Origin of the sequence: Pseudactinotalea sp. Z1739 (assembly GCF_049725055.1) — a bacterium.
Taxonomy (GTDB): domain Bacteria; phylum Actinomycetota; class Actinomycetes; order Actinomycetales; family Beutenbergiaceae; genus CALKWS01.
On record NZ_JBMPQA010000005.1, the window covers coordinates 192,246 to 213,733 of the forward strand.

Here is a 21,488-nt window from a genome sequence, read left to right on the forward strand (position 1 = left end):
AACTCCCCATCGTCCCGCCCCGATGGCCCTGGTCACGTTGACCGTTACGCTGCTGTGTCATGACGCTGCGCCCGGAACAGATAGCCGCCCTTCCCAAGGTCGTCCTGCACGACCACCTCGATGGCGGGCTGCGCCCGCAGACGCTGCTGGACCTGGCCGCAGCCATCGGTCACGATCTGCCCGCCCGGAACGCTCAGGACCTGGCCCAGTGGTTCGTCGCCTCGGCCAACTCAGGGTCCCTGGAGCGCTACCTGGAGACTTTTGCTCACACCACCGCGGTGATGCAGACCCCCGAAGGGCTGCACCGGGTGGCCAAGGAGGCGGTGCTGGACCTGGCGGCCGACGGTGTGGTCTACGCCGAACAGCGGTACGCACCCGAGCAGCACCAGCATCAGGGCCTGAGCCTGCAGGAGGTGGTCGATGCGGTCCAGTTCGGATTGGACGACGGCGTGGAAGAGGCCGCGCGCGCGGGTCACCGGATCCACGTGGGAACCCTGATCACCGCGATGCGCCAGGAGGACCGGGCCGATGAGATCGCCGAACTCGCCCTGGCCAACCGTGACCGGGGCGCGTTCGGGTTCGACATCGCCGGACCCGAACTGGGCTTCCCCCCGACCCGCCAGGCCCGGGCCTTCCAGACGTTGCGGGAGGCCAACTTCCCCTTCACCATCCACGCCGGAGAGGCCGACGGGGTGGAGAGCATCTGGCAGGCACTCCAGCAGTGCCACACCCTGAGGTTGGGACACGGGGTGCGTGTCATCGAGGACATCGCCGACGCCGACGACCCCGAGCGTGCCCGCCTCGGCCGGGTGGCCCACTGGGTGCGGGACCGTCAGATCCCGCTGGAGGCCTGCCCGGTATCGAACCTGCACACCGGGATCGCCCCGACGGTGGCCGCCCACCCCATCACCGCGCTTCGCGACCTGGGCTTCGCGGTGACCATCAACACCGACAACCGGCTGGTCTCAGGCACCTCGATGAGCCAGGAGATGACGCTGCTGGTGACCGAGGCCGGCTGGGACCTGGCCGACCTGGAGGCGGCGACGCTGACGGCGGCGTGGAACGGGTTCGCCCACCACGACGTGATGCAGCAGATCGTCGCCGAACAGATCCTGCCCGGATTCGCGGCGGCCCGGGACGCCGTGTGACCGACGGCGCAGTTCGCTGCCTGGCCCGACCGCAAGGCCGAGCCGGCCCGGGCCCTGACCCTCGCTCGGGAAGGGCGCTGTCCCGACTCTGACTCTGGCGACGAGGCTGACACGTATCGGTCCCGCGTCCGGACCTGAGGCAGCGACCCCGCCCGGATCGGTCGCCGCGCCACCTGCGAGGCCGGTGGAGATTGTGCCCCGAAACCCCTGATCCGGCAGCCGGGTCCGATAGGCTCACCCACACATGTGCTGAACCAACCGTCGGGGGTTGAGATGGCACCCACCCGGGGCGCTCATCGTCCGCCCGCGCTTCAGGGTCTCGTCGCCCGGGTGCCGGCGGAGCAGTTGTTGCGCCTGCGCGGCCCCAGCCGGCCCCTGATCACGGTGACCGCGGCGCCCGGATGGGGCAAGACCACCGTCGTGGGGCGGTGGGCCAGCGCGCCGGGGACCCGCTGGCTGACCCTTGGGGCACAGCACGGCGACGCAACCCGCCTGGCACGCGAACTGGCCCGGCTCGCCCACCGAGATGAGGACGGCGAGTCATCCGGCGCCGATGGCGGGCACCCCCCGGACACCACCGACGTCGGCGTCCTGGCGCACTGGGTGGCCCGGTCCTGGGCACCGGAGGTCTCCGGACCGATCGTGCTCGATCACGCCCACGTGCTGATCGGCACCCCCGGGCACGACCTGCTGCGCCGCCTGGTGCGTTCCGGACCCACCCGTCCCCAGATCTGCGTGCTGTCCCGGTGTGACCTGGACCTGGTCGATGACCGCGACCGTGGCGCCGGGACCGTGCTGGAACTGAGCGCGGCCCACCTGGCCCTGGACGCCGACGCGGTGGCGTACCTGTTGGATGCCGATCCGGAGCCGGACCGCGCCCTGGCCGCGCGGATCGCCGAGGGGACCGGGGGCTGGCCGGCGATGGTCCGGATCGTGCTGGACGGCCTCGAGTCGGTGCCACCCCGGGAGCGCTCGGCGCGGTTGTCCGACCTCCTCGGCGCCGGGGGTACGGCGGGCAACTACGTGGTCAACGTGGTGCTCCCGGCCTATCCCGAACCGACCCTGTCCACCCTCTCCGCCCTTGCCCTGACCGGCCCGATCGACGCGGCCGGGTACGGCCGTGCCGTCGGCCTGAGTGCGGGCAAGGCCTCCACGGAGGCACTGACGCCCCTGGTGCGTCGTGGGCTGGCCCGGCTGCGGTACAGCGAACCGGCTCCGGAGGTGACCCTGTCCCCGCTGATCGCACGCAGCGTCACCGCCTACCGGTTGATGGCCGACTCCGACCACCACCTGGTCGAGCGGGTGACCACCGGTCTGGTCGAGGCCGGCGACGTGGTCCGTGGGCTGGGTGTCCTGGTCACCGCCCGGCGCGGCGGGGCCATCGCAGAACTCCTTCGCGAGCATGGCCAGGAGTTGTACTTCGCCGGTCATCTGGACCTGCTGTGTGCCGCGGTGGACCTGGTGCCGCCGGCCCTGCGCAGCGCCGACATCCTGCTGGTCGGGGCGCGCGCGCTGGCCTACCGGGGGGACTGGCCGGCCGCGATGAATCTGCATGAGGAGGCCGGCGACGCAGGCCCGGGTGACCCCGCTGTGTTCGGCCTGGTCGGGGGACTGATCCAGCACCAGCGCGGTCAGTCGGCCGATGCCCTGGAATGGTACGACCGATACATCGAGAAGGCCATCGACCCCCGGGTCGAAGCCGAGATTGCGGGGTGGTCCGCCACCTGCCGCTGGGGCCGGGGGGAGTTGGACCGGGCCCGCGAACTCGCCGCACGCTCCTCCGCCGCGGCACGCGCCACCGGTGATGACCGGTCGTTGGCGTTGGCCCACACGGCTCGCGCCCTGATCGCGGCCAGCGACGGCGACAGCGCGGGGAACCGGGCGCACTACGACCTGGGGCTGGCTGCCGCCCGAAGGGCCGGGGACGCGTTACAGGAGGCCCGCATCCTGACCAACCGCGGCTCGCTGCACATGGAACGAGGCGTGTACCCGGCGGCACTGGCCGATACCGAGGCGGCGATCGACCTGGCCGAGGGGCAGTCCTCGGTGTACGTCGCCGGAATCGCCCGGTGCAACCGCGCCGAGATCCAGTTGCACGTGGGAACGTTGGACGAGGCGATCGTCGATGCCGAGATCGCCCGGGACCGGTTCGCCGCGGCCGGCTCCCCGTACGAGTCCTACGCCCTGCAACTGCTCGCCCAGATCCGCGCCGAGCAGGGCGAGTTGACCCTGGCGCGCGGCTCCTACGAGCGCGCAGTGCGCCTGGCGCAGGCCTCCAACGATCAGCAGGGCCAAGTGGCGATCCTGGTGGGGCTCGCCAAGTGCATCGCCGGAAGTGACCCGGAGGCGGCCGCGGCGGCGGCCCGCCGGGCCGCGAACCTCGATGACGGGATGTACCTGGGGCCGGTCCTGCTGGCTCGCGGCTGGGTCGCCCTGGCTGCCGGTGATCTGGAGGTGGCACGTGAATGCGCCACCGAGGCCGAGGCGACCGCCACCGCTCGCGATGAGCGCTCGGTCCTGGCTGAGGCGGCGACCCTGGCCGCCCTGCTCGACCCGGACCCCGCCGAGGGCCTGCAGGGCGCGTTGGCGCTGTGGAACGAACTGAATGCGCGCACCTGGGCGACCCGCATCGAACTGGGCATTGCCCGCCGCCGAGCCGTGCCCGGCTGGCGTGCGCGCGCCGCGGAACTGGAACGCCAACTCGCCGCCTGGGGGTGTGCCGTGCGGCACGGGCCATTCCCGGCGATGGCCGTCCAGGGAGCCTCCGACACCGATGGTTGCGTGATCAGGTTGCTCGGGCAGTTCACCATCGAGGTAGCCGGGCAGCCGGTGCCGATGTCCGCATGGGGTTCACGCAAGGCCCGGGACCTGCTGAAACTGTTGGCGCTGCGCGCCAACCGGGGCGCCACCCGGGAGGAACTGGCCGATGCGCTCTGGCCCGACCAGGCCTATGAGACGGTCGCGAACCGGCTCTCGGTGGCGTTGAGCGTGGTGCGAACCGTGCTGGCCCCGGGAGAGCAGCGACGCGACGACGCGCCGGTCCTGATCGCCGATGCGGGTACGGTGCGGATCGATCCCGAGCAGGTCGACATCGACGTGGCCCAGTTCGAGTTCCTGGCCACGCAGGGCCTGGCGGCGGCCCGCAGCGGGGACCGGACGCGGGCGGTGGAACTGCTCACCGCCGCCGAGGCGCACTATGGCGGGGACCTGCTCGAGCACGACCAGGACAGCCCGTGGCTGATCGATCGCCGCGAGGAGGTGCGCGCGGTCTACCTCTCCGTGGCCCGGACCCTGGCGGATCTGTGCAGGCGTTCCGATCCGGACCAGGCGCTGCGGCTGCTGTTGCGAGTGCTGGACCGGGATCCCTACGACGAAACCGCGCACCTGGCGGTGTGCACGGTCCTGATGGACAGCGGTCAGCACGGGGAGGCCCGGCGCAGGCACCGCCTGTACGCCCGGCGGATGGGCGAACTCGATCTGCCCGCAGTGCCCTTCAGCGACGTCGTCGGCCACTGAGGGCCGGGCGCCGTCGCCGGCGTCGCTCAGGCACCCTTGGGGTGCCAGACGGTCTTGATCTCGGTGAAGACCATGATCTGGGACAGGGACTGCTCGACGGCGAAGTCCGGCTCCTCGTCGGTGATCGGGCGCCGCACCCGCTTGAGGGTCTCGGCGGCGTCGGCCTCCAACTCGCCCCAGGTGATGCCCTCGGCACCCAGCGCCCCGGCCACGTCGATGGCGTTCACGTCGGCGTGCGTAGCCAGATGCGGGGCCACCTCGGCGGTGTGGCCGGTGAGGATGTTGACCACCCCGCCGGGGACGTCGGAGGTGGCCAGCACCTCCGCCAGGGTCACCGCGGGCAGCGGCCGCTCGGCGGAGGAGAGCACGACGGCGGTGTTACCGGTGACGATCACCGGCGCCAGCACCGAGACCAGCCCGAGCAACGAGGAGCGCTGCGGGGCGATCACGGCCACCACCCCGGTGGGTTCCGGGGTGGAGATGTTGAAGAAGGGGCCGGCCACCGGGTTGGCGTTGCCACCCACCTGGGCGATCTTGTCCGACCAGCCGGCGTACCAGACCCACCGGTCGATCGCCGCGGAGACCAGGTCCTCGGCCCGTTTGGTCGCCACGCCCTCACCGGAGCGCACCTGGGCGACGAACTGATCCCGGCGCTCCTCCAGCAGCTCGGCCACCCGGTAGAGCACCTGCCCGCGGTTGTACGCGCTCGCCGCGGCCCAACCGGGTTGCGCGGCCCGAGCGGCCCGGACGGCATCGCGGGCATCCTTGCGGGAGGCCTGTGCCACGTTCGCCTTGAACTTCCCGCGGCGGCTGCTGGCCGAGTAGGTGCGCCCGGACTCCGACCGCGGGAACTTCCCGCCGATGAACAGTTTGTAGGTCTTGCGCACATCCACCCGGCTCACTGGGTGCCTCCCTCGATCAGGTAGGGGAGCAGACCGTGACGCCCGCCCTCACGGCCGTACCCGGACTCCTTGTACCCACCGAAGGGACTGGCGGGGTCGAACTTGTTGAACGTGTTGGCCCAGACCACCCCGGAGCGGATCGCGTCGGCCATCGCCAGGATCCGCGACCCCTTCTCCGTCCACACCCCGGCGGACAGGCCATAGGGGGTGTTATTGGCCTTGGCGATCGCCTCGTCCGGGGTGCGGAAGGTCAGCACCGACAGCACCGGCCCGAAGATCTCCTCGCGAGCGATCCGGTGGGCGGTGGACACCTCGGTGAACACCGTCGGCGGGAACCAGTACCCCTTCTCGGGCAGGTCGCCCGGCGCGCTCCAGCGCACGGCCCCCTCGGCGTCACCGGCGTTGGCCAGTTCGGTGATCCGGCTCAGCTGGGTGGCGGAATTGACCGCGCCGACGTCGGTGTTCTTGTCCATCGGGTCGCCCACCCGCAATGTGCCCAGTCGCGCCTTGAGCCGGTCGATCACCTCATCGGCCACCGACTCGGCGACCAGCAGCCGCGATCCGGCGCAGCACACCTGCCCGGCGTTGAAGTAGATGCCGTTGACGATTCCCTCCACCGCCTGGTCCACCGGGGCGTCGTCGAAGATGATGTTCGCGGCCTTGCCGCCCAGTTCCAGGGTGGCTTGCTTATGGGTGCCGGCCACCTGCCGGGCGATCTGCTTGCCCACCTTGGTCGACCCGGTGAAGGCGACCTTGTCCACGTCCGGGTGGGCGATCAGGTCGGCCCCGGTGCGACCGGCGCCGGTGATGATGTTCACGACGCCGGGGGGCAGGTCGGCCTGTTGCAGCAGATCGGCGAACAGCAGCGCCGTCAACGGGGTGGTCTCGGCCGGTTTGAGCACCACCGTGTTGCCTGCGGCCAGGGCCGGAGCGATCTTCCAGGCCAGCATCAGCAGCGGGAAGTTCCAGGGGATCACCTGCCCGGCCACCCCGTGCGGGCGGGGGTTCGCCCCGCGCCCGGCGTAGTCGAGCTTGTCCGCCCAGCCGGCGTAGTAGAAGAAGTACGCCGAGGCCATCGGGATGTCCATGTCCCGTGCCTCCCGGATCGGCTTGCCGTTGTCCAGGACCTCCAGCACCGCGAACTCGCGGGACCGCTCGGCCAGCAGCCGGGCGATCCGGAACAGGTACTTGGCTCGTTCCGGCCCCGGCATCGGACCCCAGGTGCGCTCGTAGGCGGTGCGGGCGGCCCGCACGGCGCGTTCGACGTCCTCGGTACCCGCCACGGCCACCTCGGCCAGATTCTCCTCGGTGGCGGGGTTGATGGTCTTCAGGGACTCCCCGGACGTGGCGTCGGTGAACTCCCCGTTGATGAACAACCCGTAGGAGGAGGCGATGTCCACCACCGAGGCTGACTCGGGGGCGGGGGCGTAGTCGAAGGCAGTCATGGGGTCCTTCAGTCGATCGTCACGTAGTCGGGGCCGGAGTAGGCGCCGGTGGCGAGTTTCTTGCGCTGCAACAACATGTCGTTGAGGAGGCTGGAGGCGCCGAAGCGGAACAGGTCGGGGGTGAGCCAGTCGTTCCCGGCCACCTCGTTCACGGCCACCAGGTACCTGATCGCATCCTTGGAGGTACGGATCCCGCCGGCGGGTTTGACGCCGACGCGTGTGCCGGTGGCGGCGTGGAAGTCCCGGACCGCCTCCAGCATCACCACGGTGACCGGCAGCGTGGCGGCCGGGGACACCTTCCCGGTGGAGGTCTTGATGAAGTCGGCGCCGGCGAGCATGGCCAGCCAGGAGGCACGCCGGACGTTGTCGTAGGTCGCCAGTTCCCCGGTCTCCAGGATGACCTTCAGGTGCGCCGGGACCTCGGTGTTCTGGCATTCCTGGCGCACCGCGACGATGTCCTGGTACACCTTCAGGTAGTCCCCGGACAGGAAGGCGCCGCGGTCGATCACCATGTCCACCTCCTGCGCACCCGCGCCGACCGCCTCGCGGGTGTCGGCCAGGCGGATCGCCCGACTGGCCCGGCCGGCGGGGAACGCGGTGGCTACCGAGGCCACATTGATCCCGGCGTCCCCGATCGCCTCCAACGCCAGGGGCACCAGGTCGGAGTAGACGCACACCGCGGCCGGGCGGGGGCAGGTGGGATCGTCGGGGTCGGGCAGTTTGGCCTTGGCGACCAGAGAGCGGATCTTGCCGGGGGTGTCGGCGCCTTCCAGGGTGGTCAGGTCGATCATGGAGATGACCGTGTCGATCGCCCAGGCCTTCGCGGTGGTCTTGATGGAGCGGGTACCCAGCATCGCCGCCCGGGAATCGGCCCCCACCTGGTCCACACCCGGCAGGCCGTGCAGGTAGCGGCGCAGCGCCGTGTTGGTCACCGACTCCGCTCCGGTGATCACGCGCGCCTGGGTGGCCACCTCCCCGGCGCTGCGGGCCGAGGAGGAGGTCGCCGTCGTCGCCGTTGAGGTCATGCGCCCATCCTAGGTCCCCGCCGGCGCTTCTGCGGGCGGGCGCTGGGCCAGCAGGCTGTAGGAGTTCGGTAGCCGGCCGTCCCACGCCGCGGCCTCGGTCCCCTCCGGCTGCCAGAACGGTTCGGGGTGCTCGGCCAGGTGGGCGAGGGTGAAACCGGCGCCCAACACCGCCATCACCACCTCCGAGAGCCGGTGCTGGTGCTCCACGGCACCCCGTGCGGGGAAGGTGTCGTTGACGTGACTGCCGGCGAAGTAGGACCGATCCGGCCGGGCCCTGGCCTCGTCGGTGTCCCAGGCCCACAACGGCACCAACGGGTGGGCCTCGAAGACGAAGAGGTGCCCACCGGGGCGCAGCAGCCGGGCCATCTCCCGGGCCCAGCCATGGATGTCGGCCAACCAGATCAGTGCGCCCTTGCCGGTGTAGACCAGGTCCGCGCACCCGCTCAGCAGTGGTACATCCGGGACGCTGCCGGTGACGTAGTGGCACGGCAGGCCCAGCTCGGCGGCGCGCCGGTGCGCCGAGACCGCCACCCGGTGGGTGTAGTCCACTCCGATCACCCTGCTCGCACCCAGGCGCACCAGGGCGGCGTCGTCCACCCCGTGCCCGCTCTGTGGGTGCACCACCAGCTGGTCGGGTCTGCCCAGGATCGGCGCCAGGATCTCGACCTCGGCCGCGGCCAACTCGGTGGTCCGTGCCAGGTCGAGGAACTCGGTGTAGGCGCGGGTGTACTTGCGCGAGGCCAGGTCCCAGGCCCGCCGCGTCTCGTGGCCGCCCGCGTCAGTGTGATCGGTCATCACCGGAACGCTAGCGGGACCGGGACACATCCGGCCACGGTGTACGCCAGTTCTGAGCTGCGCCGGTGCCGCGCCGCTGCGGTCACCGGGCCGTTCAGGCGCGGAGCCGGGAACCGATGTCGGCGGACAGTGCCGCGAGCCGATCGGCGGCCCGGTGTCGCACCCGGTTGATGTCCTGGTCGTCCACCGGCAGGACGACCTCCAGGTAGCACTTGAGCTTCGGCTCGGTTCCGCTGGGACGCACGATCACGCGATCGCCGGCCTCAGTGAGGTACATCAGCGCGTCGGTGGGCGGGAGGTCCCCGCCGGCGTTCAGATCACGGACCTGCACCACCGCGGAACCACCCAGATGGGTCGGGGGCTCGGCGCGCAGGCTCGCCAATATCGCGCTGATCAGGGCCAGGTCCGCCACCCGCACCGACAGCGGCGCGGTGGCGTGCAGACCGTGGCGCCGGGCCAGCTCATCGAGTGAGTCCATGAGCGTGGCACCGGCGTCCTTGGCGCGTGCGGCCAGGGCCGCCAGGTGCAGCGCCGCGGTGATGCCGTCCTTGTCCCGCACCCCCTGGGGGTCCACGCAGTACCCGATCGCCTCCTCGTACCCGAACACCAGGTCCGGCACCCGGGAGATCCACTTGAACCCGGTCAGGGTGGCCCGGTACGGCAGGCCGTGGGAGTGGGCGATCGCGGCCAGCAACCGGGAGGAGACCACCGAGGAGGCCAACACCGCGGTGTCCGCACCCGGCCCGGCTGTGGCGGTGGCGGCGGCCTGCTCCCCGAGCAGGACGCCGGCCTCGTCGCCGCTCAACTGGCGCCAGCCGCCCTCCGCGCCGACGCCCGGCACCGCGACGGAGCAGCGGTCCGCGTCGGGGTCGTTGGCGATGATCAGGTCGGCACCCACGTCCTCGGCGGTCTCGATCGCCAGGTCCAGTGCGCCGGGCTCCTCCGGGTTGGGGAAGTCCACCGTGGGGAAGTCCGGGTCCGGCTGGCCCTGCCGGGCGACGACCGTGACGTCGGTGAAACCGGCCCGCTCGAGTACCTCCAGTGCCAGGGGCGCCCCGACGCCGTGCAAGGGAGTGAGCACGATCCTGAGGTCCCGCGGGCCCGGCGGCACGGTGGTCAGCGCCCGTTCGACGTAGGCCTGGCCCACCTCGGGGCCCAGGTGTTCGATCGACCCCCGGGCGGGCGCGGCCGGGTCGCGGTGCCGCGGCACCTGCGCCACCGACTCCACGGCAGCGATGTGGGCTGCGATCCGGGCGTCGGCGGGGGGAACGATCTGTACCCCGGTGCCGGAGTCATCGGTGAGCCGTCCGCCCAGGTAGACCTTGTACCCGTTGTCCCGGGGTGGGTTGTGCGAGGCGGTCACCATCACGCCGGCGTCGGCACCCAGGTGGCGGACCGCGAAGGCCAGCAACGGGGTGGGCACCGGTCCGGGTAGAACCAGGGCGTGCCCGCCCGCACCGGCGACGACGGCGGCGGTCTCGGAAGCGAAGATCTCGGAACGGTGCCTGGCGTCGTAACCGACCACCACCTTGGGCAGGTGGGGCACGCGCTCGTTCAGATACGTCATCACCCCGGCCGCGGCTCGGATCACCACCGCCCGGTTCATCCGGTTCGGGCCCGCGCCCAGTTCCCCCCGCAACCCGGCCGTGCCGAACTGCAGCGAGCCCGCGAAGGCTTCGCGCAACGTCTGCAGCGCCCGCAGCGCACCGGACCGGTCGGCGCCGGTCACCTGGGTCAGGAGTTCGCGCAGTTCCCTGGCGTCGCCCGGGTCGGGATCATCGGCGATCCATTCCCGGACACGCGCGAGCAGGTCCTCGCTGACCTGCTCGGCCCCGCCGACTGCGCCGACCTGCTCCTCCTCGCCGGCGGTCGCCGCAGCGGGCACCCCGGTGCTGGGCGCGCCCGCGGGTCCGGGGTGGGCGGCGTCGTCGGCGGTCACGACAGGATGGTACGCACGATCGCACTGAGCAGTGCGCTGATCCGGGGGCCGGCCTCCCGGCCGGCCTCGATCACCTCGGCGTGCGAGAGCGGCTCGGGTGAGATCCCGGCGGCCAGGTTCGTCACCAGGGACAGGCCGAGCACGTCCATACCGGCCTCCCGGGCCGCGATCGCCTCCAAGGCGGTGGACATGCCCACCAGATCAGCGCCCATCCGTTTGGCCATCTGCACCTCGGCGGGCGTCTCGTAGTGCGGGCCGCGGAACTGGGCGTAGACCCCCTCGGGCAGCTCCGGGTCCACCGAATGGGCGATCGCACGCAACCTTGGTGAGTACAGATCGGTCAGGTCCACGAACGTGGCGCCCTCCAGGGGAGAGGCAGCGGTCAGGTTCAGGTGGTCGCTGATCAGCACCGCCGTGCCGGGAGCCCACTCCCGGTGCAGCCCGCCACACCCGTTGGTCAGCACCACGGTGGACGCCCCGGCGGCGGCGGCGGTGCGCACCGGGTGGGCCACTGCCCGCACCCCCCTGCCCTCGTAGAAGTGCGTGCGGGCCCCCAGCACCAGTGCGTGCCTGGTGCCGGTCCCGGTATCCATGGCCACCGCCTGCAGCGTCCCGCGGTGCCCCGGCACGCCGGAGGGAGCGAATCCGGGCACGTCGGCTGCCGGGACGGTGGCGACGGTGCGTCCGATCAAGTCGGCTGCCTCGCCCCAACCCGAACCGAGCACCAGGGCGATGTCGAAGGAGTCCACCCCCGCCGCCTCGGTGAGCACCCGGGCGGCCGCGGCCGCGGTCCGGGCGGGGTCGGCGTCGTCGTCATGTGTGTGCACAGCACGAACCTACTGGATCGGTGCCGGCCGCACGGGGTCCGGCGCCACTTGCCCGGGCCCGGTGACAAGGCACAATGGCACGCGTGACCTCCGAGATCCCGCCACCGGCCGAACCCCCCAGCGGCGTCCGACGTTCCACCACCCGGGAGGGGAGCCGGGTGGTGATCATCGGGGGCGGGCCCGGTGGCTACGAGGCAGCGCTGGTGGCCGCCCAGCTCGGGGCGGGTGTGACCCTCATCGAGCGCCAGGGCCTGGGTGGCTCGGCCGTGCTCACCGACGTGGTGCCGTCGAAGACGCTGATCGCCACCGCCGAGTGGATGACGCTGACCGAGAGTTCGCGGGAACTGGGCATCAAACCCACCGGGGGCCACGACGGGTCCCTGGAGGTGGACCTGAACCGGGTGAACCAGCGGGTGCTGCGGCTGGCCGGCGCCCAGAGCCGTGATATCCGGGCCCGTCTGCAACGGGAGGGGATCACCCTGGTCGACGGCACCGGACGACTGGACGGGCCCGGTGCCGTGATCGCCGAGACCGACCAGGGGCGACGCCGTTTCGCGGCCGATGTGATCCTGCTGGCCACCGGGGCCCGCCCGCGAGTGCTTCCCACCGCGGAGCCGGACGGGGAGCGCATCCTGACCTGGACCCAGATGTACGAGGCCGCCGACGACCTGGAGAAGCTCATCGTGGTGGGCTCGGGGGTCACCGGGGCGGAGTTCGCCGGTGCCTACAACGCGCTCGGGGTGCCGGTGGTGCTGGTCTCCAGCCGCGACCGGGTGCTGCCGGGGGAGGACGCCGATGCCGCCGAACTGATCGAGACGGTGTTCCGGCGCCGTGGTATGGACGTGATGTCCCGCTCCCGTGCCGCCGCGGTGCACCGGACGGGCGACGGGGTGGACGTAGAACTGACCGACGGCCAGGTGGTCACCGGATCGCACTGCCTGCTCGCGGTGGGCGGGGTGCCCAACAGCGAGGACCTGGGGCTGGCGCAGGCCGGGGTGGCCACCACCGAGTCCGGGCACATCGAGGTGGACCGGGTCTCCCGCACCACGGTGCGCGGGGTCTACGCCGCCGGTGACGTGACCGGGGTGCTGCCGCTGGCCTCGGTGGCGGCGATGCAGGGCCGGATCGCGATGTGGCACTCCCTGGGCGATGCGGTGTCGCCGCTGGATCTGCAGATGGTCTCGGCGAACATCTTCACCGCCCCGGAGATCGCTACGGTCGGGATCCCCGAGCGCGCGATCACCGAGCGGGAGGTCAACGGCAAGATCACCATGCTGCCCCTGGCCGGGAACCCGCGCGCGAAGATGCTGGGCATCACCGAGGGCTTCATCAAGGTCTTCTCCCACCGTTCCTCGGGCCTGGTGCTCGGCGGCGTGGTGGTGGCTCCGCGGGCCAGTGAACTGATCTTCCCGCTCACGCTGGCGATCAGTAACCGCCTCACCGTGGATGAGGTGTCGGCGGCGTTCACCGTCTATCCCTCGCTGTCCGGGTCCATCGCCGAAGCCGCACGGTTGCTGCACGCAACCGAGACCTGATCCCTCCCGACACCGGGTGGTCCGCCTCCCGACGTCGTGCGGCCGCCTTTCCGGGTACGGCGATTATGCTCGGCGGAATGACTCCGTCGCCCACCCCGCCCATCGACCCGGCAGCACCGGCGGGGCAGGACCAGCCCCAGGAACTCCCGGACCTGGTGACCACCGATGTCGTCGATCTGACCCAGTTGCTCTGCGACATCCCCTCGGTCTCCGGTTCCGAGGCGCCGCTGGCCGACGCCGTCGAGGCGGCCCTGGGCCGGTACGCGCACCTGCACGTGCTGCGCTCGGGGAACACCGTGTTGGCGCGCACCGAGCTGGGCCGGGCCGAACGTGTGGTGGTCGCCGGGCATCTGGACACCGTGCCGATCGCGGCCAACCTGCCCACCCGGCGCGAGCGGGGGTCCGGCGGCGCTGAGGTGCTGCGGGGCCGGGGCACGGTGGATATGAAGGGGGGCGTCGCGGTGGCGCTGCACCTGGCCGCCGCGCTGACCGAGCCCGTGCGCGATGTGACGTGGGTGTTCTACGACAACGAGGAGGTGGCCGCGGACCTCAACGGGTTGAACAGGGTGGTGTCCGAGCACCCGGACTGGTTGGCCGCCGACTTCGCCGTGCTGGGCGAACCCACCGCCGCCGGAATCGAGGCCGGCTGCAACGGTTCGCTGCACGTGCAGGTACGGACCAGGGGGCGCGCGGCCCACTCCGCGAGGGCGTGGATGGGGCACAACGCGATCCACGAGGCCGCGCAGGTGCTGACCCGCCTGGCCTCCTATGAACCCGAGCACGTCGAGGTCGATGGGCTCACCTACGTCGAGGGCCTGAACGCGGTGGCCATCACCGGGGGGATAGCCGGGAACGTGATCCCCGATGAGTGCACCGTCGCGGTGAACTACAGGTTCGCCCCCGCCCGCACCCAGGCGGAGGCGCTTGCCCACGTCCGGGAGGTCTTCGACGGGTTGGAGGTGGACCCCACCGACTCCTCCCCGGGGGCCCGGCCCGGGCTGTCCCAGCCGGTCGCCGCGGAGTTCGTGGCGGCGGTGACCGCCCAGACCGGGGGGAGCGTGCGGGCCAAACAAGGCTGGACCGATGTGGCGCGGTTCACCGCGCTGGGCGTCCCGGCGGTGAATTTCGGGCCCGGCGATCCGCTGTTGGCCCATGCCGATGACGAGGCGGTGCCCACCGAGCAGATCCGAGTGTGCACGCGAGCGCTGCGGTCGTGGTTGAGTTACACCGGAACGACATGAGAGGAGGGCCGGAACAATGACTGCCGAGTCGAAGAAGCGGCGGAATTACCTCAAGGGCCCGATCCGGCTGCGGGGTCGCCACATTCCGGAGAAGACCACCGATGAGCGGCTCCTGGAATGGAGCGGCCGGGACGCCGAATGGGTGCACACCGACCCCTGGCGGGTGATGCGGATCCAGGCCGAGTTCGTCGAGGGGTTCGGGGCACTGGCCAACCTCGGCCCGGCGATCAGCGTGTTCGGGTCTGCCCGTTTCGACGCCGACCATCCGTATTACGAGCTCGGGGTGCAGGTCGCCGAGGAACTGGTCAAGGCCGGATTCGGGGTGATCACCGGAGGCGGGCCGGGGGTGATGGAGGCGGCGAACATGGGCGCTCAGAACGCCGAGGGCACCTCGGTCGGGCTGGGCATCGAACTCCCCTTCGAACAAGGCATGAACGAGTACGTGGACCTGGGCGTGAACTTCCGCTACTTCTTCGCCCGCAAGACCATGTTCGTCAAGTACGCGCAGGGCTTCATCGTGCTGCCCGGTGGGTACGGCACCCTGGATGAGTTGTTCGAGGCACTCACCCTGGTCCAGACCGGCAAGGTCAAGCGATTCCCGTTGGTGCTGATCGGCACGGAGTTCTGGTCCGGGCTGCTGGACTGGTTGCGGGAGGTGCTGGTGAAGGAGGGCACTATCGCCGCTGCGGACGTGGATCTGGTCCAGGTCACCGACGACCCGGCCGAGGCGGTGCACATGGTGATCGAGGCAAACCATCACCGTCGTCGCGCCGAGGCCAAGGCGCAGCGGGAGGCCGGCTCCGAGGCCGCGGGCCGGCCGGAGTAGCGGAGCGCGCGATGGGCTGGGTCACCGGCATGACGGGACTGTTCCTGCTGGTCATCGCGGTAGTCGTGGTGATGGCCTGGGCGGTTTCGGGCGGGCGGGTGTCCGGGGCCTGGCAGGATCCGTATCCGCACCGGGCACCCCGCGAGAGCCTCCGGTGGCATAGAATGGAGGTCACACGATTCCGGACCGGACCGGTGCAGACCGCTTCCGGTTCGACTTCATTCAACCCACATAGGGAGCACGCCCATGGCCGCCATGAAGCCCAGGACCGGTGACGGACCGCTCGAGGTCACCAAGGAGGGTCGCGGGATCATCATGCGGGTACCGCTCGAAGGAGGCGGCCGTTTGGTCGTGGAACTCAAGCCGGACGAGGCTTCGGACCTGTCGAACGCACTGAGCGCGGTCACGAACTGACCGGTGCGTAGGACGTCTGCCCCGCACATCGCGCTGCAGACCGGGCCGCTGGATGCCGCCCGGCTGCGCGAATTCGGAACCGAGGCGCTGCTGGCGGTGCTGATCCGCGCCGACGGCGACGCGGTCGCCCCCGTGGGCTCCACCGGGGACCACGGCATCGACCTGGGCGCCCTCGCGGTGCGCGCGGGCGCCGGCGCGAGCGCCGGTTCGGCGACCACCGTGACCCTGCCCGCCCTGGTCTCGGGTTCAGCGCCCTGGGCGGGAATGCCGGACCGGTTGGTCCTGGCCGGCGTCGGTGACGAGGGGACGACGGCGATGCGCCGGGCAGGTGCGGCCCTGGCCCGGGCAGCGGTGCAGGCCGAGCACCTTTTGGTGGACCTGAGCGGACTGGACGAGCCCACCGCGCCGGCGCTGCGCGCTCTCATCGAGGGGCTCCTGCTGGGCTCCTACCGGGCCCCGTTCACCGGTGCCGGGCCGGGCCCCGAGGCGCCGTGCCCGCTGATCACCCTGACCGGCCCGGTCAGCGCCGACGATCTGGACCGCGCCCGTACCAGCGCGGAGGCCACCGTACTGGCGCGCACCCTGGCCGCCACGCCGTCGAACATCAAGACACCCGCCTGGGTTGCCGAGCAGGCACGGGAGGCAGCCGAGGGGGTGGCCGGGGTCAAGGTGACCGAACACGACGAGAAGTGGCTTGCCGCCCAGGGGTTGGAGGGAATCCTCGCGGTGGGTGCGGCTGCGGCGGGCCCCCCGCGCCTGGTGACGGTGACCTACACCCCGCCCCGGCGAGCCCGGGCCGAGGGCGGTGCCCAGGACCCGATCGTGCTGGTCGGCAAGGGCATCACCTACGACACCGGTGGGCTCTCGATCAAGCCGCGCGAGGCGATGGTGCCGATGAAGACGGACATGTCCGGCGCCGCGGTGGTCCTGGCCGTCGTGCTCGGCGCAGCCCGGGCGCAGGTCCCGGTGCCGGTGGTGGCGGTGCTACCACTTGCGGAGAACGCCGTCGGTGCGCGGTCCTACCGGCCCGGTGACGTGCTCACCATGGTCGATGGCACCACGGTGGAGATCGCCAACACCGACGCGGAGGGCCGCCTGGTGTTGGCCGATGCGATGGCGTGGGCGCGGTCGGAGTACCACCCGCGGGCGCTGGTCGATGTGGCCACGCTGACCGGGGCGGCCACCCTGGGCCTGGGCAAGAAGCACGCGGCGCTGTTCAGCACCGATGCGGACCTGACCAGTGCACTAACCGCTGCCGGTGAGGTGACCGGGGAGGCGCTCTGGGCGATGCCGCTGGTACCCGAGTACCGATCCGCGCTGGACTCGCCGGTGGCGGACCTGTGCCACGTCAACACCGACCCGCACACCTCGGCAGGGGCGATCACGGCGGCGCTCTTCCTGCAGCACTTCGCCGGTGACACCCCGTGGGCGCACCTGGACATCGCCGGCCCGGGCCGGTCACCGAAGAACGAGCACGAGATCGCCGAAGGGCCCACCGGCTACAGCGCCCGGGCACTGCTGCACTGGCTGATCGAACGCGACTGAGTCGCTACCGCGCTGATGCGCTGCGCCACAACGCCAGCAGCGCATCGTTGATCGGGGCTCCGGTGAGCTGGACCTCGTGGCCGGCTCCTTCGATGACCGAACGCGAGGCACCGATCTTCTCGGCGAGGTCGTCGCAGATCTCTTCGAAGCCTGGGTGATGACCGCCTGAGACCACGAGGCTGGGGTACGGGGCGGAGGACAACTCCGCGATCGGCAATTCGGCATCGGTCGGTCGCCTGGCGTTCCGCAGCAAGGGCACCAGGGGTAGTGCGGCGTCGAGGAGCCCGGGCGGCAACTCCTCCGGCCGGCTCCCCACGGACTCCAGGAACCGCACCAGCCAGGTACGGTCCGGGAGGTCCAGGTCGAGGATCTCCACACTCTTCGCCACCAGGTCCCGAGCCGCCGGCCGGTCCTGGCCCAGGGTGAACGCCGGAGGTTCCAGCAGCGCCAGGGAGCGGGTCTGACCGGGCCGCAGCGCGGCCGCGAACATCGCTGCGAGACCTCCGTAGGAGTGACCCACCAGGTGGGCACCGGTGTCCATCAACGCGGCGATGTCCTGCGCGTCGCGCAGGAAGTCCTCCCCTTCGGCGCCGGGACTGCGCCCGTATCCGCGCCGGTCCACCACGAGTAGCCGGAAGCCCTCCTCGGCGAGGGGCTGCTGGGCTTCCCACTCCTCGCGACCGGTGGCCAGGGACCCGTGGACGAAGATGACGTGCTCACCGCTGCCCGCGGCGTCGACGAACAACTCGCTCATGCCGATCCCTCCATCGGGTGCCCGCGCCGTGCACGCCTACGGTAACGCCGAACCTTCGATCTGTGAACGGCTGGGCGTGCACGACGTGCGCGCGCGGATCCCGAAGGTCAGCGGGATGGCCGCCACGGTGCACAGGAGCAGTGCGAATGCCCAGTTGCCGGTGAACCAGCCGGCGAGCAGCGATCCGCCCAGGTAGGCCGCGGCCAGGATGAACTGGGTGCCGGGTCGGGTGCCGGCCGGCACCGGTTCCTTGGCCACCACCCACAACAACAGACCGCAGATCGCCGCCCCCACCATCGCCACCGGGATCACCAGAGCCCACGGCTGCTCCAGCAGGGCCAGGACGATCGCGGCGACCAGGCCGACGGCCCCGCCGATCCCGGCGATGGCGCTGGCGCCCGGCAGCCCGCTCGGGGACGACCGGCCCGATGGGACGGCCGTGATGAACTCGGTGCGGTCGGGGCGGCCTGCGTGGCCTGTGCGAGCCGTGTCGGTCCCGGTCACATCGATCACCCTCCCCTGACCCCCACCGTACACATCGGTGGTGCCGGTCGAGCAGACGTCAGCGCTTGACGGCGGCCAGGAGGCCCTCCCCGCTGGGTAACAGAGCGGGGAGCAACCGTTCGTCATCGCGGACGGACTTGCCCAGCTCCCGCATCGCCACGGTGGCCTCGTCCCGGCGTGCCGGGTCGGCGACCCGGTCGTACCACAGCGCCCCGGTGATGGCCAGCACCCCACCGGAGCGCAGCATCCGGATGGCCTGCTCGGCGTAGTCGGACGCCTCGGAGGGTTCTCCGTCGATGAAGACCAGGTCGTAGGCGCCATCGGCCAACCGGGGCAGCACGTCCAGGCCCCGCCCGGAGATCGCCCGGGTGCGGGTGGCGCCGACCCCGGCCGCGGCGAAGGCCTCCTTCGCGGCGCGCTGATGCTCCATCTCCACGTCGATCGTGGTGAGCACGCCACCAGGCCGCATCCCCTCCAGCAACCACAGGCCGGAAACACCTGTCCCGGTGCCCACCTCGGCCACGGCGTGGGCGTCGGCGGCCGCAGCCAGCAGACGCAGCGCCGCACCCACACCGGGCGGGACGGGCTGGATACCGAACTCCTCCGCGCGGTCCCGGGCCTGGCGCACCGGCTCGGATTCAGTGATGAACTCCTCGGTGTAGGCCCAACTCTGGGCCTTGTCGGCAGCGATGATGAGCCTCCCGGATCGGTGTAGCGGTGCTCGTGATGGTATCGCTGCACCGCCCGGAAGGTCGCGGCGCCCCGGCCCGATCTGATGGGAATCTCACCTGAAGAGGTGCTTCGTAGCCAAGATCGTAGAGAATGGGCCCATGACCCCACAGGACCGCGAGCCGTACCCCAGGTCGGAACCGGGCCGGCGAACCTCCGACGCCGTGCACGGCACAGCCGACCGGGGATCGGATGCCACAAGGGCTGAGGACACGGCTGCCGCACCCGGCCACGGGTGGGCCACGCCGTCCGGGCGGCCCGACAGCAGCGGCACCGCTCGGCCCGATGCCGACGCACCGGAAGCCGGCTCCCAGCAGCGGCTATCGGACTCCCGCGGCCCGGCACCTGAGGCCACGCGGCCGGGAACCAACCCGGAGCAGCGGGTGGGTGGGCCACCGCAGCCAGGAGGCGGCCCGGCCGAGCAGAGCGCCCCCCTGGCGTCCTACCCGGGCCCGCGGGCCACCCACGCCGCCGATCCTGGCCGCAGGCGGCGCGGCGTCGCCGGTGGGATCGTCGCCGTCCTGATGATCATGGCCCTGCTGGTGGGTCTGTTACTGGGCCTGCTGGGAGCGCAGTACCTACCGGCGGGACCCACCGGCTCATCCGCACCGGGTTCCACACCCTCCGATCCCGCAACCGGGCAGGGTACCTCGGCTCCGCCGCTCACCGACGCCTCCGTGGCAGACATCGCGGACGCGGTGCTACCGAGCACGGTGTTCATCCAGGTTCGCGCTAATGGTGAGGGCTTCACCGGCAGCGGCTTCGTCTTCAACGATCAGGGGCACATCGTCACGAACGAGCACGTCATCGCCGCGGCCCAGGAGGATCCCGAGGCCCAGGTCGTGGTGGTCTTCTCCGATGGCGCCGAGGAATCGGCGCAGATCGTGGGGGCCACCTCCGACTATGACCTGGCGGTGCTGTCCGTCGAACGTACCGACCTCCCCGCGGTGCCGATCGGGGACTCCGACGCGCTGCGAGTGGGTGATCCGGTGGTGGCCATCGGCGCACCGCTGGGCCTGGAGGGCACGGTGACCACCGGGATCGTCAGCGCCCAGAACCGTCCGGTGCGGGTGGGTGCCGGTGGCGGTACCTTCATCAATGCCATCCAGACCGACGCGGCGATCAACCCGGGGAACTCCGGTGGGCCGCTGGTGGACGCGACCGGTGCGGTGATCGGGGTGAACACCGCCATCGCTGCGCAGCCCGGCCAGGGCGGCAGTATCGGGCTGGGCTTTGCGATCCCGAGTTCGCAGGTGGCGCGCACAGCGCAGCAGATCATCGAGACCGGGGAGGCAAGTTACCCGGTGATCGGGGCCACGTTGGATCCCACCTATGCCGGTGAGGGGGTGCGGGTGCACACCGAGACCACCGAGGGGCAGGAGCCGATCAGCCCCGGCGGTCCGGCCGAGGCGGCCGGGTTGGCACCGGGGGATGTGATCGTGGCCCTGAACGGGAACCCGGTCACCAGCGCGGAGGAGTTGATCGTGCGGATCCGCGCCCACGCCCCGGGCGAGGTGATCACGTTGACCATCCGCGAGGACGACGTCGAACGCGAACTCGAGGTAACCCTGGGCGAGCAGCGGAGCGACTGACGCCCGCTCTTGTCCGGGATAGGATGAGGCGCATGAATATCAATGGTGAGGAACTGCTCCTCCTCATCATCATTGCCGTGATCGTGATCGGCCCGGAACGGCTGCCCATGTACGCCGAGCAACTCGGCCAGTTGGCGCGGAACTTGAAGAAGATGGCCACCGGCGCCACCGAACGGGTCAAGGAGGAGCTCGGCGAGGAGGCTGCGGACCTGGACCTGTCCCAGTTGGATCCGCGCAAGTACGATCCCCGTCGGATCGTGCGGGAGGCGTTGTCCGATGACATCCTGCCGACCAGCCGCCCGGCCCGCGCCGCCAGGTCCACCACCCGGTCCGCCTCCACCGTGCGTAAGCCGAGTGAGAGCAGTCGGATCGCGCGCGAGAACGCAGCCCGCCGCCGCGCCGAGGTACAGGCGAGGAAGGAAGCCGCCGCTGCCGAGGCGGCCGCGGCCCAGGCCGCCGGCGCCGACTCGGCCACCGCCGATGACGCCACTGGTCCGGACCGGGCCGATGGTGACGACGCGCAGGCACCGGTGACGACGGCGTCGGTAACCGCCGCCGAGACCGTTGCTACCGCCGAGTCGGACGCAGCAGGCGCGCGGAAGGCCGGTCCGGGTGCCGGTACGCCGGCCGTGGCGGGATCTGCTGCCGCCCGGACTGAGCAGGAAACCGTCGCGCGGACTGAGGCGAACGAAGCCGGCGCGCAGGAACTGGTCGCCGTCGGCGCCCCGTTCGACGACGAGGCCACCTAGGC

At 71.4% G+C, this 21,488-nt stretch carries 18 protein-coding genes; 9 read left to right on the forward strand and 9 right to left on the reverse strand.

Annotated features, from left to right (window positions below; genetic code table 11):
* Positions 1 to 59: 59 nt before the first annotated feature.
* A complete protein-coding gene (locus ACO0LV_RS08645; protein WP_424787486.1) occupies positions 60 to 1,148 on the forward strand; it encodes an adenosine deaminase in 1,089 nt (362 codons plus the stop codon).
* 273 nt (positions 1,149 to 1,421) lie between these two features.
* The gene (locus tag ACO0LV_RS08650; protein ID WP_424787487.1) at positions 1,422 to 4,664 is read left to right on the forward strand and encodes a BTAD domain-containing putative transcriptional regulator; all 3,243 of its coding nucleotides are present in this window, start codon (positions 1,422 to 1,424) and stop codon (positions 4,662 to 4,664) included.
* Between the two features lie 26 nt (positions 4,665 to 4,690).
* On the opposite strand, the gene ACO0LV_RS08655 is transcribed toward ACO0LV_RS08650, so the two are convergent.
* From ACO0LV_RS08655 to ACO0LV_RS08680, 6 genes are all read right to left on the reverse strand, one after another.
* Positions 4,691 to 5,566, reverse strand: coding sequence for an aldehyde dehydrogenase family protein (locus ACO0LV_RS08655; protein WP_424787488.1), 876 nt, complete (start codon positions 5,564 to 5,566; stop codon positions 4,691 to 4,693).
* On the reverse strand, positions 5,563 to 7,011 hold the full coding sequence (locus ACO0LV_RS08660) for an aldehyde dehydrogenase family protein (protein ID WP_424787489.1): 1,449 nt from the start codon (positions 7,009 to 7,011) through the stop codon (positions 5,563 to 5,565). Before ACO0LV_RS08660 ends, ACO0LV_RS08655 begins: the two co-directional genes overlap by 4 nt.
* Positions 7,012 to 7,019: 8 nt before the next feature.
* Positions 7,020 to 8,036, reverse strand: coding sequence for a deoxyribose-phosphate aldolase (deoC, locus tag ACO0LV_RS08665; RefSeq protein WP_424787490.1), 1,017 nt, complete (start codon positions 8,034 to 8,036; stop codon positions 7,020 to 7,022).
* A gap of 9 nt (positions 8,037 to 8,045) precedes the next feature.
* Entirely contained in the window at positions 8,046 to 8,831 is a 786-nt protein-coding gene (locus ACO0LV_RS08670; RefSeq protein ID WP_424787491.1) for a class I SAM-dependent methyltransferase, read from the reverse strand.
* A 94-nt stretch (positions 8,832 to 8,925) separates the two neighbouring features.
* On the reverse strand, positions 8,926 to 10,641 hold the full coding sequence (locus tag ACO0LV_RS08675) for a phospho-sugar mutase (RefSeq protein WP_424787595.1): 1,716 nt from the start codon (positions 10,639 to 10,641) through the stop codon (positions 8,926 to 8,928).
* 125 nt (positions 10,642 to 10,766) lie between these two features.
* Positions 10,767 to 11,597, reverse strand: coding sequence for a purine-nucleoside phosphorylase (locus tag ACO0LV_RS08680; RefSeq protein ID WP_424787492.1), 831 nt, complete (start codon positions 11,595 to 11,597; stop codon positions 10,767 to 10,769).
* A gap of 74 nt (positions 11,598 to 11,671) precedes the next feature.
* On the opposite strand from ACO0LV_RS08680, the gene ACO0LV_RS08685 reads away from it, so the two are divergent.
* The 5 genes from ACO0LV_RS08685 to ACO0LV_RS08705 all read left to right on the forward strand — a co-directional run bounded on the left by ACO0LV_RS08685 (position 11,672) and on the right by ACO0LV_RS08705 (position 17,158).
* Positions 11,672 to 13,132, forward strand: a complete 1,461-nt coding sequence (locus tag ACO0LV_RS08685) for an NAD(P)H-quinone dehydrogenase (RefSeq protein WP_424787493.1) — start codon at positions 11,672 to 11,674, stop codon at positions 13,130 to 13,132.
* 77 nt (positions 13,133 to 13,209) lie between these two features.
* Positions 13,210 to 14,373, forward strand: coding sequence for a succinyl-diaminopimelate desuccinylase (gene dapE, locus ACO0LV_RS08690; protein WP_424787494.1), 1,164 nt, complete (start codon positions 13,210 to 13,212; stop codon positions 14,371 to 14,373).
* Positions 14,374 to 14,389: 16 nt separating this feature from the next.
* Positions 14,390 to 15,199: a TIGR00730 family Rossman fold protein gene (locus ACO0LV_RS08695; RefSeq protein WP_424787495.1), complete on the forward strand. Its 810-nt coding sequence runs from the start codon at positions 14,390 to 14,392 to the stop codon at positions 15,197 to 15,199.
* 246 nt (positions 15,200 to 15,445) lie between these two features.
* Positions 15,446 to 15,613 carry a DUF3117 domain-containing protein gene (locus tag ACO0LV_RS08700; RefSeq protein ID WP_424787496.1) on the forward strand — a complete coding sequence of 56 codons (168 nt, stop codon included), beginning with the start codon at positions 15,446 to 15,448 and terminating at the stop codon, positions 15,611 to 15,613.
* 3 nt (positions 15,614 to 15,616) lie between these two features.
* Complete coding sequence (locus ACO0LV_RS08705) at positions 15,617 to 17,158, forward strand: M17 family peptidase N-terminal domain-containing protein (protein ID WP_424787497.1); 1,542 nt, start codon at positions 15,617 to 15,619, stop codon at positions 17,156 to 17,158.
* Between the two features lie 4 nt (positions 17,159 to 17,162).
* Here ACO0LV_RS08705 and ACO0LV_RS08710 read toward each other — a convergent pair whose 3' ends face one another.
* Genes ACO0LV_RS08710 through ACO0LV_RS08720 form a run of 3 tightly spaced genes read right to left on the reverse strand, consistent with a single transcriptional unit; the run spans position 17,163 to position 19,107 of the window.
* Positions 17,163 to 17,912, reverse strand: a complete 750-nt coding sequence (locus tag ACO0LV_RS08710; RefSeq protein ID WP_424787498.1) for an alpha/beta fold hydrolase — start codon at positions 17,910 to 17,912, stop codon at positions 17,163 to 17,165.
* A gap of 36 nt (positions 17,913 to 17,948) precedes the next feature.
* Positions 17,949 to 18,416 (reverse strand): hypothetical protein, encoded by a 468-nt coding sequence (locus ACO0LV_RS08715; RefSeq protein ID WP_424787499.1) that lies wholly within the window; start codon positions 18,414 to 18,416, stop codon positions 17,949 to 17,951.
* 58 nt (positions 18,417 to 18,474) lie between these two features.
* Positions 18,475 to 19,107, reverse strand: coding sequence for an O-methyltransferase (locus ACO0LV_RS08720; RefSeq protein WP_424787596.1), 633 nt, complete (start codon positions 19,105 to 19,107; stop codon positions 18,475 to 18,477).
* A 139-nt stretch (positions 19,108 to 19,246) separates the two neighbouring features.
* On the opposite strand from ACO0LV_RS08720, the gene ACO0LV_RS08725 reads away from it, so the two are divergent.
* Both ACO0LV_RS08725 and ACO0LV_RS08730 read left to right on the forward strand, forming a co-directional pair.
* Positions 19,247 to 20,737, forward strand: a complete 1,491-nt coding sequence (locus ACO0LV_RS08725; protein ID WP_424787500.1) for a trypsin-like peptidase domain-containing protein — start codon at positions 19,247 to 19,249, stop codon at positions 20,735 to 20,737.
* A gap of 32 nt (positions 20,738 to 20,769) precedes the next feature.
* Entirely contained in the window at positions 20,770 to 21,486 is a 717-nt protein-coding gene (locus ACO0LV_RS08730) for a twin-arginine translocase TatA/TatE family subunit (RefSeq protein WP_424787501.1), read from the forward strand.
* The last annotated feature ends 2 nt before the right edge of the window (positions 21,487 to 21,488 follow it).